The organism is Nocardia sp. NPDC051030, from assembly GCF_040683015.1.
GTDB lineage: Bacteria > Actinomycetota > Actinomycetes > Mycobacteriales > Mycobacteriaceae > Nocardia.
In genome coordinates this window covers 718,085-733,472 of record NZ_JBFBCD010000004.1, presented here as the reverse complement: position 1 = coordinate 733,472, position 15,388 = coordinate 718,085, and the positions used below count along the sequence as shown (strand labels likewise).

8 protein-coding genes are annotated in these 15,388 nt (G+C 66.2%); 7 read left to right on the top strand and 1 reads right to left on the bottom strand.

The features are described 5' to 3' along the window. Nucleotides 1-239 precede the first annotated feature (239 nt). From AB0N05_RS17010 to AB0N05_RS17000, 3 genes are all read left to right on the top strand, one after another. The gene (locus AB0N05_RS17010; protein ID WP_364694185.1) at nucleotides 240-1,523 is read left to right on the top strand and encodes an FAD-dependent oxidoreductase; all 1,284 of its coding nucleotides are present in this window, start codon (nucleotides 240-242) and stop codon (nucleotides 1,521-1,523) included. Between the two features lie 95 nt (nucleotides 1,524-1,618). Continuing rightward, complete coding sequence (locus AB0N05_RS17005; RefSeq protein WP_364694182.1) at nucleotides 1,619-2,815, top strand: cytochrome P450; 1,197 nt, start codon at nucleotides 1,619-1,621, stop codon at nucleotides 2,813-2,815. A 37-nt stretch (nucleotides 2,816-2,852) separates the two neighbouring features. After that, nucleotides 2,853-4,205 (top strand): glutamate decarboxylase, encoded by a 1,353-nt coding sequence (locus AB0N05_RS17000; protein WP_364694179.1) that lies wholly within the window; start codon nucleotides 2,853-2,855, stop codon nucleotides 4,203-4,205. Between the two features lie 26 nt (nucleotides 4,206-4,231). On the opposite strand, the gene AB0N05_RS16995 is transcribed toward AB0N05_RS17000, so the two are convergent. After that, the gene (locus AB0N05_RS16995) at nucleotides 4,232-4,939 is read right to left on the bottom strand and encodes a hypothetical protein (protein WP_364694176.1); all 708 of its coding nucleotides are present in this window, start codon (nucleotides 4,937-4,939) and stop codon (nucleotides 4,232-4,234) included. Nucleotides 4,940-5,139: 200 nt separating this feature from the next. On the opposite strand from AB0N05_RS16995, the gene AB0N05_RS16990 reads away from it, so the two are divergent. The 4 genes from AB0N05_RS16990 to AB0N05_RS16975 all read left to right on the top strand — a co-directional run bounded on the left by AB0N05_RS16990 (nucleotide 5,140) and on the right by AB0N05_RS16975 (nucleotide 15,286). Then, the gene (locus AB0N05_RS16990) at nucleotides 5,140-6,126 is read left to right on the top strand and encodes an iron chelate uptake ABC transporter family permease subunit (RefSeq protein ID WP_364694173.1); all 987 of its coding nucleotides are present in this window, start codon (nucleotides 5,140-5,142) and stop codon (nucleotides 6,124-6,126) included. After that, complete coding sequence (locus AB0N05_RS16985) at nucleotides 6,123-7,172, top strand: iron chelate uptake ABC transporter family permease subunit (RefSeq protein ID WP_364694171.1); 1,050 nt, start codon at nucleotides 6,123-6,125, stop codon at nucleotides 7,170-7,172. Before AB0N05_RS16990 ends, AB0N05_RS16985 begins: the two co-directional genes overlap by 4 nt. A 27-nt stretch (nucleotides 7,173-7,199) precedes the next feature. Further along, complete coding sequence (locus AB0N05_RS16980; protein WP_364694168.1) at nucleotides 7,200-8,084, top strand: ABC transporter ATP-binding protein; 885 nt, start codon at nucleotides 7,200-7,202, stop codon at nucleotides 8,082-8,084. 107 nt (nucleotides 8,085-8,191) lie between these two features. Then, complete coding sequence (locus AB0N05_RS16975; protein ID WP_364694165.1) at nucleotides 8,192-15,286, top strand: amino acid adenylation domain-containing protein; 7,095 nt, start codon at nucleotides 8,192-8,194, stop codon at nucleotides 15,284-15,286. Nucleotides 15,287-15,388 lie beyond the last annotated feature (102 nt).

The following is a 15,388-nucleotide window of genomic DNA, read 5'->3' as shown; positions in this document are numbered from 1 at the left end:
CTGCCTTACCGTTGCCGCATGCCAGCGAATCCGCAGTATCACCCGGCCGATACAACCGATGCCTCGATTATCAGCCAGCTCTTGGAGCGGGGCAAGCGACCGGTGGGCCCGCACCGCGCCAATTGATGTAGCCGATGGTTAGCTGAATCGTCGAATATGCGATCAGGCAACTAGGGCTCGGTTAGGATCTTGGAGGGTTTGATCGAACATCTTCGAATTCGAACCGGCCGGAGGATGTAGTGGATACTGCTCTCTCGGATTCATCCCGCGTAGTCGTGCTCGGCCACCAGCATGCCGATAAGGCGTTCGTGGTGCGCGATTTTCTGGAGCGAAATGTCGTGCCGTACGCGTGGCATGACATGAATCGGAGCGAGCCTGCCCGGGAGATGGCGCAACGGCTGGGAATGTCCGGAGATGCCGCGGTCACCGTGGTGCTGCCGGACTGTCGGGTTTTGCATGATCCCTCGCTGATCGACCTGGCGCTCGCGCTGGATCTGACTCGCCCGGCCAAGTCCGATACCTACGATCTGGTCATAGTCGGCGGCGGCCCCGCCGGGCTGGCATGTGGTGTGTACGCCGGATGCGAGGGCATGAAGGTTGTCATGATCGAGGACGACGCTCCCGGCGGACAGGCGGGTAGCACCTCACGGATCGAGAACTACCTGGGGTTTCCCAGCGGAATCGGCGGTGCGGAACTCGCGCGGGCAGCGCTCACCCAGGCCAAGGGTTTCGGAGTCGAATGGCTCTCGGCACGAGTGGCGAACCGTCTGGGCACCGACGGTGACTGGCGAACCGTCGGACTTGCCGACGGCTCGGTGATCCGCGGCCGCGCCGTGCTGATCGCGACCGGAATGCAGTGGCGTCGTCACCCCGCGCCCGGCGTGGATCGTTTCATCAATGCCGGGGTGTACTACGGATCATGTCTGAGCGAAGCCGCGACCGTCGCGGGCGAGGATGTCTACATGGTCGGCGCGGGGAACTCCGCCGGGCAAGCGGCGCTGGCGTTCGCCCGCTACGCCCGCTCGGTGACGATGCTGGTGCGCACCGCCGAGCTGGATACCATGTCGCACTATCTGATCGAGCGACTCAAGGCTTGTCCCAACATCTCCGTGCGCACCCGGACGGAGGTCGTCGAATCACTGGGTGACACGTCACTGACCGGATTGGTGCTCCGGGACGGTGTCACCGGTAGTACCGAAACAGTTCCCGCGGCGGCGTTGTATCTGCTGATCGGAGCCACACCGTGCACCGAGTGGTGTGGCGATCTCATCGGACGTGACGATCATGGTTTCGTTCTCACGGGCACCGAAGTCGTTCGCGATGACCGGCCGCTCGCGGTCCCGTGGTCGGCAGCCCGCGACCCGCTGTTGATGGAGACCAATGTGCCCGGAGTGTTCGCCGCCGGTGATGTCCGATCCGGGAGCGTCAAGCGCGTGGGCTCGGCGATCGGGCAGGGCGCGGTCGCGCTCCAGGCGATCAATGAATATCTCGGCAGTATGGTGACCGCGTCGGCGAAATCCTGACACACGTAGGCAATTGACGCACCCAGAGTCGCGCGCCGCCCATGGCGTTCAATTTGCCCTTCTGTTGCTGTAACGACGAAGAGGAATGTGCGTGAATGGGTAGTTTCGCGGAGTCCATCACGATCGAGTCGCTGTATACCGACCCCTATCCGATCTATGCGCGGTTACGCCTGGAAGAACCGGTGGCATGGGTACCAGCGCTCGGCGTCTGGCTGGTCGCCCGCCTGCAAGATGTTCGTCAGGTCCTGTCCAGTCCGGAGTCCTTCGCCACCAGCGATCCCGATGCGCCGCTGACGAAACTGTGCGGCCCGGGTATGTCGATCCTTGCCCGGGAGGGCGACGCGCACACTGAGATCCGGGACAGCGTCGCCGGCCGTGTGGCCGGCGACGCGAGAGCCAACCTCGAGAATGTCGCGAACGAGATCGCGACAGCGCGATTGGCGGAAATAGGTCACCGCGACACCATCGACCTGATGTCGGAGTATTTCCAGCCCGTCTGCGTTGCCGCCATGGCCCGGACTCTGGGTCTCGGCGCGGTCCCCGAGGCCACGCTGCGCGGGTGGTCGGCGGCCTTCACCGATGCGCTGCAGAACCCCGGCGGCGATCCTGGCCGGAGCATCGCGGCCATGGACGCAAGCCGGGAGATGGATACGACCCTCGGCCCGCTGCTCACCGAACTCGGCGCACACCCGGACGGGTCGTTCCTGTCCGCCCTGCTGCACACCGGGCGACCGGCCGACCGACCCAGGAATGCCGAAACCGTCCTTCCGACAATCAAAATGATGATCAGCGCATTCCAGGAGCCGGGGTGGCTCGCGGGAAACCTGACCTACGCCCTCGCCACCCATCCCGACCAACGCGCGCAGGTATCCGCCGATCGCGAGTCGCTCGCGGCCGCCGTGCACGAAGCGACGCGCTGGCTCGCACCCGTCGGATTGGTCGGGCGCAAGACCACGCGGGAGATCTCCCTCGGCGGCGTGCGAATTCCCCATGGCGCGTGGGTATCTCCGTGCCTGTCCTCCGCCAATCGAGACGAGCGCGAATTCGACGACGCCGACCGATTCGACATCCAGCGGGTTCGCAAGCCGTACCTCACATTCGGCTACGGCCTCCACCAATGTCTGGTCGGCGCACTGGTACCGGTCCTCGTCGAGGTCGCCGTCGATCGGTTGCTGCGTGGTATCCCGAACCTGCGCATCGAACCGGACGCTGGAGAGCTACGCGGCTGGAAGTTTCGCTATCTGAACCACATTCGCGCTACGACAGCACACGATTTCAGCACAGGTCGGTAACCGCGTACCACGAGGAAGGCGGACAATGCTCTCGCATGTGCAGTCAAACCGGTGGGCCGAATCGGTCGATGTCAACCCGCTCTACTGCGGGCTGGTGCCCGAGGGCGGGGTACCCAGATTCAAGCTCCCCGACGGTCCGATGCCGCCCGATGCCGCCGCCGCGCTGATCCGCGACGAACTCATCCTCGACGGTAACGCGCGACTGAACATGGCGACGTTCTGCACGACCTGGATGGAACCACAGGCCCGGGCTTTGATCGCGGATACCTTGGATCGCAATATCGTCGACTACGACCAGTACCCGCAGACCGTCGAACTGGAGGCGCGCTGCGTCAACATTCTCGACAATCTGTGGGGCGACCCCGATGGCATCAGCGTCGGCTGTTCGACCGGCGGTTCCAGCGAGGCCGCGATGATGGGCGGGCTGGCCATGAAGTTCAGGTGGCGCGAACGCCGGCGCGAACAGGGCCTGCCGGTCGACCGGCCGAACCTGGTGCTGCCCACGGCCGTACACACCTGCTGGCCGAAATTCTGCCAGTACTGGGATGTGGAGCCGCGGTGGATGCCGATCGAGGAGCCCTCGTACACGCTCGACCCGTCGCGACTGTCGGAACTGTGCGATGAGAACACCATCGGCGTCATCGGGGTCCTGGGCTCCACACAGGTCGCCAAGCTCGATCCGATCGAGCGCATGGCGGCGGAGCTGGACAAGCTGCAGCAGCGCACCGGGATCGACATTCCGCTCCATGTCGACGCCGCGATAGGAGGCTTCGTCACTCCGTTTCTGGAGCCGGATACGGTGTGGGACTTCCGGTTACCGCGCGTCCAGTCGATCAACACCTCCGGACACAAATTCGGTTTGGTGTTCCCCGGAGTGGGCTGGATCGTGTGGCAGGAACCGTCCGCGCTGCCCAAGGACCTCGTGATGAGCTGCGAACTGCTCGGCGGCAGCATCGAAACCTTCACCCTGAACTTCTCCCGCTCCGGGGCTCCGGTCATCGCGCAGTACTACAACTTCCTGCGCCTGGGCTTCAATGGATACCGTGCAGTCCATCAAGCGTGCCTGGACGTCGCCCGCCATCTCGCCGAACAGTTGGCTGATATCGACAGCGTGCAGGTGATCTCGGCCGGTGAGCACCTCCCGGTCCTCGCCCTGCGGATCCACCCCGACTACGAGAACACATACACCGTGTTCGATCTGTCCAACCGACTGCGCACCCGCGGCTGGCAAGCCCCCACGTACACGCTGCCGCCCAACCTGGAACACATCTCGGTCATCAGGTTCGTCATCCGCAACGGTTTCAGCCGAGACGTCGCCGAAATGCTGCTGTCCGACCTGCGTCGGGAGATCGGAATCCTGGAGGCGACCCCGAAGCGCTCCGAGGGGTGAAATGAAAGTCCCTGACCGGAATTACTTCATTTCCCCGGGAAGGGGGAATTGACCGTTGTGAAGTATTGGGCCGCGGCGAGGATTGCTATGGGGGCGGTGATGAAGATTTGTCCGGCGAGGGTGCCTAGGAAGCCGACGGCTCCCATGCCTGCGATGCAGCCGACGACTGCGCCGGGGAGGGCGCCGAACATGGCGGTGAGGGCGCCGGTGAGGAGGGCGCTGGTGGCTCCGCCGATCAGGCAGCCGATGCCTGCGCCGCCGATGCCGCCTACCAGGGTGGCGATGCTTGCGCCGAGGCTGATGGTGCCGGTCATGCGGCTCCAGGCGGCGACCTCGCGGTCGTATTCGGACTTCCAGGGGGCCTTGTCTTCGAAGGGGAGGGCGACCGGCTTGTAGGTGGCGTGGGCGAGGTCGAATTGGGGGGTCAGGGTGGCGGCGTTACCGGCGATGTCGGCGGCTATGGGGAAGACGAAATCGTCTACGCGGAAGTTCAATTCGGTTCCGGCGACGGTGGTGCCGTTAGCGGCTTTGATCTTGAAGACGCCGTTCTCGACGACCATGGAGCCCGCATCGGTGTTGATGATGGTGGACGCTTCGGTGGTGGTGGCGGTGTAGTTGATGGACTCCGCGTTGATGGCGCCCTCGGTGTCGGGGGCGGCGTGGCTCGTGCCGGCGGTGACGCCCAGGGCCGTGCTGAGGGCAGCGGCGAGCAGTGCGTACTTGGTGAATTTCACTGGGGGAGAACCTCTTTCAGGCATGAGCGGTGAGTGGCGGCGGGCAGGGATGGAAGCTCTGACCCGAACCGCTTCGAAACGTTAGGGTAGGCAAACCTTCATCCACAAGAGGTTGGTTAGGCTAGCCTTGCTTTCGGACCTGGCGATTCTCTCGCCCGAAAACGCCTGACCTGCCTGAATACGCTGGAGAAAACGTCTCGATGAAAAGATCGTTGTGGCTGCTGGCGGTGGCCGGATTGGCTGCCGTCTGTTTGCTGAGCCTGCTCGTCGGCACCAAATCGATTCCGGTCGCGGAGATTTGGGCCGCACTGTGCGGTGACGACAGTTCGCCCGATCACCTGATCGTCACCGAGTACCGGGTGCCGCGCACCCTGCTCGGACTGCTGGCGGGGGTCGCGCTGGGTGTCGCGGGCTGCCTTATGCAGGGGCTGACCCGGAATCCGCTGGCCGATCCGGGGCTGCTCGGCATCAATGCCGGTGCGGCATTCGCGATCACGGTCGCGGTCGCGTTTTTCGGGATCGGTGAGATCACCTCGTACGTGTGGTTCGGGTTCGCGGGGGCGGCCATCGTCTCGGTCGCGGTCTACCGATTGGGGACCGCGGGACGCAGGGGGACCGATCCGGTGCGGCTGACCTTGGCGGGTGTCGCCCTGACGGCGGTGCTGTCCGGGCTCACGAAGGGGCTGATTCTGTTGAACGCCACCGCATTCGATGAGATGCGCCAGTGGGATTCGGGGGCGCTGACCGGGCGTGGTTACGCGATCATCGCCGGGGCCGCGCCGTTCATCGGCGTGGGAGTGATCGCCGCGGTGATCGCCGCGCGCTCGCTGAACGCGGTCGCGCTCGGAGATGATCTGGCCCGGGCGCTCGGTGTCCGGGTCGGCCGGACCCGGCTGCTTACGGCCGTGGCGCTGACCCTGTTGTGCGGCACGGCGACCGCGGCGGTGGGGCCGATCGCCTTCGTCGGATTGGCGGTGCCGCATATCGCGCGCTGGATCGTCGGCCCGGATCAGCGCTGGATCCTCGCCTTCTCCATGCTGCTCGCGCCGACTCTGGTGCTCGGTGCGGATGTGGTGGGGCGCATCATTATTCGGCCCGCCGAGATTCCGGCCGGGCTGGTCACCGCGTTTCTCGGCGCGCCGGTGCTGATCTGGCTGGCTCGCCGTCCCCAGGTGAGTGCGGCATGACCGCCCGCGTGGATTTCGGCCGTTCGATGCTGGTGGTCCGGTCGCGCGTGCTGGCCACCCGGGTCGGCGTCCGAACCGTGCTGGTGTGCGCGGTGCTGGTGGCGGCCGCCGTGGCCGTGGCGGTGCTGGCGCTCGGCACCGGTGACTACCCGATACCGCCGGTGCGGGTGCTGCGGGCGCTGTTCCTCGGGGATGAGCGATTCGATCGACTGGTGGTGTGGGACTGGCGATTGCCGCGCATTCTGCTGGCGCTGGTGTTCGGGGCCGCGCTCGGGGTGAGCGGCGCGATCCTGCAAACGGTGACCCGGAATCCGCTGGGCAGTCCGGATATCGTCGGCTTCAATACCGGCGCGTACACCGGTGCGCTGGTCGTCATCCTCGCGCTCGGCGGCGGGCAGTTCCGGACCGCGCTGGGCGCGCTGATCGGCGGTCTGGGTGCGGCCGTGGTCATCTGGCTGCTGGCATTCCGGCACAATGTGACCGGCTTCCGGCTGATCATCGTGGGAATCGGGGTCAGCGCCATGCTGGCCTCGGTGAATACGTGGCTGATCCTGCGCGCCGATCTGCACGCGGCCATGTCGGCCGCGGCGTGGGGTGCGGGCTCGCTGAACGGATTGTCGTGGCCGCAGGTCGGGCCCGCGCTGGCCATTCTGGCGGTGCTGACGATCATGCTGATTCCGCTGGCGCGGCAATTGCCGGTGCTGGAGTTGGGCGATGAGCTGGCCAGTTCGTTCGGTGTCGGCCTGGGCCGCAGCCGGTTGCTCTTGATCGCGGTGAGCGTGGCGTTCACGGCGGTGGTCACCGCGATCGCGGGCCCGATCGCGTTCATCGCCTTGGCCGCACCGCAATTGGGCCGCCGCCTGGCCCGCACGCCTACGACCGGGCTGTTCCCGGCCGCGGCCATGGGGGCGCTGCTGCTGGTCGCCTCCGATTGGATCGCCCAGCGCGCATTCGCGCCGACCACATTGCCGGTCGGCGTCGTCACCGTTTCGATCGGCGGGCTGTATCTGGCGTATTTGCTGGTGGCCGAGGCGCGCCGGAATTAGGACCCGATGGAATCAGAGGAAGCGACGATGAACGAAAACCACGGCCCGCGAGCCGGATTCGATGCCGCGGATGAAGCCGAGTCCCGGTTGCGGGCCGAAGCCGCGGACAAATCCGAGTCCAGGTTGCGGGCCGAACGGGTACGCCTCGGCTATCGCGGGCGGACGATCAGCGACGAGCTGTCGGTGGATATTCCGGATGGGGCATTCACCGTGATCATCGGCCCGAACGCCTGCGGCAAATCCACCTTGTTGCGCGCACTGGCCCGCTTGCTGACGCCCGAATCGGGCGCGGTATTGCTGGACGGCAAGCAGATCGGCGCGTATCCGGCCAAGGAGGTGGCGCGCCGGATAGGGCTGCTGCCGCAGACGTCCACCGCACCGGATGGTATTCGCGTCGCGGATCTGGTTGCGCGCGGGAGGTATCCGCATCAGTCGCTGCTGCGGCAGTGGTCACGCGCCGATGAGGAGGCGGTGGCGGCCGCCATGGCCGCCACGGGTGTGTCGGAGTTGTCGGCGCGACTGTTCGACGAATTGTCCGGCGGGCAGCGGCAAAGGGTGTGGATCGCCATGGTGCTGGCACAGGACACGCCGGTGATCCTGCTGGACGAGCCGACCACCTATCTCGATATTGCGCATCAGATCCAGCTGCTCGACCTGTGCCGGTCGCTGCAACGGGATTCGGGGCGCACGGTGGTGGCGGTGCTGCACGATCTGAATCACGCCTTCCGCTATGCCGATCACCTGATCGCCATGAAGGACGGCCGGGTGATCGCCGCCGGTCCGCCGCAGGAGATCGTGACTGCCGAACTGGTGCGGGAGGTGTTCGCGCTGGGCTGCCGGATCATCGATGACCCGGAAACCGGTGCACCGCTTGTCATTCCGCTGGCCGAGAACGCTGTGGGTGCGCACTGAGGGGTCCGTGGACGCGATTGCCGCAGGCCAGGACGTAGCAACACCACGGCAAGTAAAGTTAGGCTAACCTTTCTTCTTGAAGTTGTCACTGAGGGAGGAAGTTACCGTTGTCGCCGATCGAACCTGACGCTACGCCGGGCGCGGGTGCCGACCATGTCGGATTGCCGCTGACGGGACCGCAATCGGGCATCTGGAATGCCCAGCGGTTCGACTCCGAATCCGGGCGGTATCTGGTCGGCGAGGTACTCGAGATCACCGGTGACGAGCCCATCGATGTCGATCTGCTCGCCGAATCGATTCGCCGAACGGTGGCCGAGGCCGAGAACATGCGGCTGAGATTCCGCGAGACCGCGGATGGGCCAAGGCAATTCGTCATCGACGCGGCGGCCGAACTGCGGCCCACCATTGATCTGCGCGCAGCAGCCGAGCCGGTCGCGCTGGCGCATGAGGCGGTGGCGCTCGAACGGCGGCACGCTGCGGAACATGCGCGCGGCATGGTGGACCGGCAGCTATACAGCTACACGCTGATTCGGGTCACCGACTGTGAGGTGTGGTGTGTACAGCTGTACCACCACCTCATTGTCGACGGCTACAGCGCGGCCCTGCTGTCGCGCCGGGTCGCCGCCCACTACACCGCTCTGCGGCGCGAAACCTCGCCACCCAAGCGGACTTTCGGGATGATCGCCGAGTTGGTCGACGAGGAACAGGCCTATCGCGCGAGTGAGCAGTTCGAACTGGATCGCCGATTCTGGCGGGAGCAGTTGACGCCCTGGCCGGACCTCGATGGCCGTGGGCGACACCTGGGTGGCCCGGTGGAACGGACCATTCGGGCCGAGGCGGTACTCCCCGTCGCCACGCTCGACCGGTTGCGGGAATGCGCGGACAACTGCGGAATCACCTGGGCGGACGCGCTGGTCGCCTGTTACGCGGCATTCGTGAACCGGGTGCTCGGCAGCTCCGATGTCGTCGTCTCGATGCTCTTGATGGGGCGGGTCGGCCGGGCCGCGCTGCGGACGCCCGCCATGGCCGTGAATGTGCTGCCGCTGCGACTGACCGTGCACTCCGATGATCGGTTCGCGGAACTCGGGCCTCGGGTCGCGGACGCCCTGCGTGAGGTGCGGGCGCATCAGCGCTACACCGGTGATGACCTGGCTCGGGACTTCCATGGCTTCGGTGCGGGCGAACTGCTGCACGGGGTCGGCGTCAATCTCAAGGTCTTCGACTTCGCCCTGGATTTCGACGGGGCTCGGGGCGTACTGCGCAATATCGCGGGCGGGCCGCCGGAGGATTTCGGGCTGGTGGTGACACCGCTTCCCGATGGCACGGTGCTGCTCGGCTTCGAATCCGATGCGCGGACCAATGATCCGGAGGCCGTGCGACGGCGGATCGACGGACTGGTGCGGGTGATCGAGGCGTTCACGGGCGGGGACAAGCCGCCGGTCGGGGCATTGGCGTTGATCGCGCGGGACGAGCGGGCGCGACTTCTGACTGACCGGTCGGGGCCTGCGGAGAGTGCTGCCGTCGAGCTATTGCCCGACGCCTTCGATCGGCTCGTACGTGAGCGGCCCGAAGCGATACTGCTCACGAGCGACGGGGAGCAGTGGGACGCAGCCGAACTCGGCGATCGGATCAACCGGCTCGCCCGCTATCTGCGCAGCAAGGGAGTGGGGCCGGAGACAATCGTCGGCATTGCCCTGCCCCGCAGTGTGGAGTTCGTGGTGGCGATGTTCGCGGTGTGGCGGGCCGGTGGTGCGTACCTGCCGCTGGATCCGGAATACCCATTGCCGCGATTGCAGGCGACGGTGGAGGATGCGGCACCCTTGCTGGTACTCACCGCCGGTACGCTGGGCACGGCCTTCGGGGCCGACACCGTGGCGATCGATGAACCGGCATATCAGGCTGAGCTGCAACAGCATTCATCAGAACCACTGACAGCTGCCGAACTTGGTTTCGCGCCGCATGAGAGTCACGCCGCGTATCTGATCTACACCTCGGGATCGACCGGTCGGCCCAAGGGAGTGCTGGTTGAGCATGGTGCGGTGGCGCGACTGCTGGCCGCGCACCGATCCGGGATCTATGCCGAGACTGCGGCCAGGGCCGGGGATAGGCCGCTGACCGTGGCGCACACGACTTCGTTCGCGTTCGACGCCTCGCTGGATCCGCTGCTGTGGATGCTGGATGGACATCGTATTCATCTGTACGACAGTGAGATTCGGCGCGATCCTGCCGCACTGGTGGCGGCCTTCGCTTGCGATCGGATCGATGTCGCGGATGGCACGCCGGGGCAGGCGGCGGCACTGTTGGAGCACGGGTTATCGACCGTCGCACCGCATTTGCTTGTACTCGGCGGAGACGCTTGCCCGCCGGATCTGTGGCAGGAGATTCAGAGCCTCGGTATCACCGCGGTCAACCTGTACGGGCCGACCGAGGCGACCGTCGATGCGATCGGCGCGCCGGTGCGCGGTACCGCACCGCATATCGGTCGGCCGCTGCCGGACACCCGGGCTTATCTGCTCGACAACGGCTTGCAGGTTGTCGCCGAAAACCAGGTCGGGGAGCTGTATTTGGCGGGTCCGCAGATCGCACGCGGCTACTTGGGGAGATCGGCGGTGACGGCGGATCGATTCGTCGCCGATCCGTACGGGCCGCCGGGTGCGCGCATGTATCGCACCGGCGATCGGGCGCGCTGGGTTCCCGGGTACGGCTATGAGTATGTCGGCCGCGTCGACAACCAGGTGAAGATTCGCGGGCACCGGGTCGAGCTGGCCGAGGTGGAGGCGGCGCTGGGTGCGCTGCCTCAGGTGCGGGCCGCAGCGGCGGATATTCGCGAGGTCGCGGGTCGGCCGACCCTCATCGGGTATGTCGTTGCCGCCGGTGGGAGTGCGCCGAACTCCGTCGAATTGCGTTCCGGGCTGGCGACTTCCGTGCCGGACCATATGGTGCCGTCGCGGATCGTCGTCCTCGAGGAACTGCCACGCACGGTGAACGGGAAGCTGGATCGCTGTGCGCTTCCGGAGCCGCCGTCCGATGCGGGTGGGCGAGCGCCTTCCACTCCGGCCGAGCAGGCACTGTGTGCGGTGATCGCCGAGGCGCTCGGCCACGATGCGGTCGGTATCGACGATGACTTCTTCGGTGTCGGCGGTGACAGCATCACCGCCATCAGTGTCAGCAGCCGGTTGCGGGAGCAAGGGATCATGCTGTCCCCGCAACAGCTGCTGACCAGGAACACGGTGGAGTCGCTCGCCGCCGCCGTCGAATTCGATTCCGGCGCTGTGGAATCCGTCGTCGGTGCTACCCCTTCCGGCACCGGGGCGCTGCCGCAGCAGACCATGGACGAGCTGACCGCGCGATACGGACCCATCGCCGATGTGCTCCCGCTGTCGCCGCTTCAGGAGGGCCTGCTCTTCCACGCATTGCGGGACGGGGCCGAGGACGTCTACACCATGACCGCACGCTTCGAGCTGGACGGCGTGGTCGATACGGATCGGCTGGCGAATGCCTTGGAGCACATGCTGGCCCGGCATCCGAACCTGGGCGCGGCCTTCCGCTATGAGGAGTTCGATCATCCGGTACAGGTGATTCCCCGGACGCCGCGATTGTCCTGGCGGGTGCGGGATCTGCGCGGCCGTGCGGGCGAGGACCTCGACAGGCTTGCACTCCGGCTGGAGCGCGAGGCCGGTGCGGAGCTTTTCGACATCGGTGAGCCACCGCTCTTGCGGGTCTTGCTGATTCGTATGACCGATACCGTGCATCGGCTGATCCTCACCGCGCATCACCTGCTCGCTGACGGCTGGTCGGTGCCGATCATGCTGCGGGAAACGCTCGCGCTCTATCACGGTGCGGACCGGCTTCCCGAATCTGGTTATTACGGTGACTATTTGGCGTGGCTGGCCGCGCGGGATTCAGACTCGGCGATCGATCGCTGGCGCGAATACCTGGACGGGCTGACCGTGCCGACGCTGGTTGGGACTACGGGAAGCAAAGAGCCTGCGGTTGGACTGCGAGTTCCTCTATCCGACACGGCAGCAACCGAATTGGAGGCAATCGGCCGACGCTACGGGCTGACCATGAACACCCTCTTGCAGGGCGCATGGTCGATGGTGCTGGCCGACCATCTCGGCCGCACCGATGTGGTCCTCGGTGCGGTCGTCTCCGGCCGCCCGGCAGATCTGCCGCAGGTCGAGACCACGGTGGGGCTGTTCAGCAATACGATTCCGGTGCGGCTGCGCCTGGATGTGCAACGCCCACTGCCGGATCAGCTCGTCGAGTTCCAGCAGGCATCGTTCGCACAGCAGGCCCATGCCTACCTGGGTTTGGCCACGGTCGAGCGGGCCGTGGGGCTGGGGCGGTTGTTCGACTCCCTCGTCGTCTACGAGAACTTCCCGAAAACGGGTTTGCGACAGCCGGATTCGCACACCCTTCGGGTCGCCGATGTGGCGGTCCACAGTCTGACGCATTACCCGATTACGGTGACCGCGCTACCCGGCGACCGGTTCAACCTGATGTTGCACCACGATCCGGGGTCGGTGTCATCCGAATCGGCCACATGGCTGACGAACCGGTTGGGGGAGATCCTCACCGCTCTGGCCGCCGACCCGGCCGTGACGGTCGCGGCCCTGACGGAGACGACCGGGCGGCGGGATACCCGAGGCGACACCCTGGCGACCTGGGGATCGACCGCGGTGGTCGATCCGGACGCATCGGCCATCACGGCCGAGAGTGGAGCGATCAGCCACGGGGAGTTCGAAGCTCGTGCCAATCGCCTGGCCCGCTGGCTGGTCGCGCGCGGTGTCGGACCCGAATCGGTGGTCGCGGTCGCCATGGGCCGCAGTATCGATTCGGTGATCGCGGCGCACGCGGTGTGCCGCTCCGGCGGCGTCTACCTGCCGGTGGATCCCGAACAGCCCGCGCAACGCGTCGATCTGATTATCGAAACCGCTGGTCCCGCACTGGTTCTCAGCACCTATTCGGATGGGTTTGCGACCGATCGGGCCGAGGTGGTGGCACTCGAGGAGCTGGATCTGACGGGGGTCGCCGACACGGCGCTTGCCAACATCGAGCGCAAATCCCCACTGCGTCCGGACAATTCCGCCTATCTGCTGTTCACCTCCGGCTCCACAGGTGTCCCGAAGGGCGTCACCGTCAGCCATGCCGCGATCGTGAACACCTTCGAGTGGTTGCAGCGACAGCACCGATTCGGTCCGGGCGACACCATCCTGTACCGCACCCCCGCCACCTTCGACGCTTCCCTGCTGGAGTTGTTCCTGCCCCTGCTGACGGGGGCGCGCATCGTGCTGACCCGCCCCAACGGACATCGTGACCCGTACTACCAAGCCCAGCTCATGCGCCGCGAGCAAGTGACCGCCATTCAGATGACGTCCTCCATGCTCGGCGTCCTCGGCGAGGAAGCCGATCTGGCCGGATACACCGGCCTGCGCTGCGTCTTCACCGGCGGCGAGGCACTTCCCCCGGCCACCGCACACCGCATTCGCGCCCTGACCGGAGCCCGGGTCAATAACCTGTACGGCCCCACCGAGGCAGCCGTCTGCATCACCTATCACCAGACCATCGATGCCGACACCGGCACGGTGCCGATCGGCAAACCCGCTCCCAATGCGGGAGTCCGCGTCCTCGACGAGAACCTCCGCCCAGTCCCCGCCGGTGCGGTGGGTGAGCTGTACCTGACCGGCGTTCAGCTGGCTCGCGGCTACTTGGCCCGTCCCTCGCTCACCGCAGGCGCATTCGTGGCCGACCCGTACGGCACCGGCGAAAGGATGTACCGCACTGGCGATCTCGTGAAATGGGGTCCGCACGGCGAGCTCGAATACGTGGGTCGCGCCGACAGCCAGGTGAAGCTACGCGGCCAGCGCATCGAACTGGGCGAGATCGAATCGGCCTTGTCCCGCTGCACCGGCGTGGCGACCGCAGCCGTCCTGCTGCGCGAGGACACCCCCGGTGACCAGCGGCTGGTGGCCTACCTCAGCGCCAAGGGGGATACCGAACTCGACACTGTCGCCATTTGCTCGGACCTGGCAAAAGCCCTGCCCGCGTATATGATTCCCGCCGCCTTCGTCGTACTCGACCACATCCCCCGCACGACCAGCGAGAAGCTCGACCGTAAAGCGCTTCCGGCCCCAACCTACGAGACGGAATCTGCGACAGCCGAGCAGGTCTCGGCCGAGCGGCAGGCGTCCGGCGATGATGGTCCGCTCGGCGAGATCCGTCTCGCGATGGCTGCCGTGCTGTCCGCGTCCGTCATCGGAGCCGATGAGGACTTCTTTGCTGCCGGTGGGCATTCGCTCACCGCCGTCCGCCTGATCGGCCGATTGCGGCGCGCGGGAATGGAAGTGGTGCTCGACGATGTGTTCGAGGCTCCGACCGCGCGTGCGCTTGCGGCTCGAATCAATACCGCCGCTGTCGATTCCGACGCCTCGCCGAGACCCGTCGACGGCCTCGCCATGCTGGGCGGTCGCCTCGATCATGTGCTGGAACTGCGGTCCACCGGGTCGGCGGAGCCGTTGTTCTGTGTTCACCCGGTGGGCGGAACGGCATGGCAGTTCGCGCCTTTGGCCCGATTGCTGCGCGCGGATCGGCCGATCATCGGACTCCAGCTGCCTTCGCTCAGCGGGAATGAGTTCCGGGCGAGCACGATCGACGAACTTGCCCGGCACTATCTGGTGACGATTCGCGAGATTCAGCCGCACGGTCCGTATCGCCTGCTCGGGTACTCCCTCGGCGGCAATATCGTGCACGCGCTGGCGGCGATTCTGGAGGCTGCGGGGGAATCGGTTGCGTATGTGGGCCTGGTGGATTCGTTTCCGTTGGCGGGCCTCGCCGAGCAAGCCGGGCGGGCATTGGCTGATCCCGCGGAGCTGGACCGGCTGTTGCCAGAACTTCCTGATGACGCACCGGAACTCGCGTCGGTCATCCGGGACGCCGCGACCGCGCTGCTCGGGATGGTCACCGAATCGTCCTCGCCTCACTACCGCGGACTGATGGCGCTCTATGCCGCCGATCCGGGTGGCGATCCCGATTCAGCCCCGACCCCCGGCCGTACCGATGCGCAGGTGGCGGGCTGGCGCGCGGCGGATGCCCGCCTCGTGGTCCGCCGACTGCCGTACACCCACGTCGGCATCGTCTCCGAGACCGGCTGGGCGGATGTCGCCGCACTGCTCGACGCTGACCCCGCGCTGTCCACCTGACAGTGGCGTCCCCCTGAGCTGCAGGGCTTCTCAACAGCTGCAGGCCTTACAACCCCTGCAGCTGTCGAGAACCCCTGCAGCTTCCGCACGACACAGAAAGTT

Excerpts from the sequence above, each read along its gene's own strand:
- AB0N05_RS16985 (WP_364694171.1), top strand. The coding sequence starts at position 6,123 with ATGACCGCCCGCGTGGATTTCGGCCGTTCGATGCTGGTGGTCCGGTCG.
- AB0N05_RS16990 (WP_364694173.1), top strand. The coding sequence starts at position 5,140 with ATGAAAAGATCGTTGTGGCTGCTGGCGGTGGCCGGATTGGCTGCCGTC.
- AB0N05_RS16980 (WP_364694168.1), top strand. The coding sequence starts at position 7,200 with ATGAACGAAAACCACGGCCCGCGAGCCGGATTCGATGCCGCGGATGAA.
- AB0N05_RS17005 (WP_364694182.1), top strand. The coding sequence starts at position 1,619 with ATGGGTAGTTTCGCGGAGTCCATCACGATCGAGTCGCTGTATACCGAC.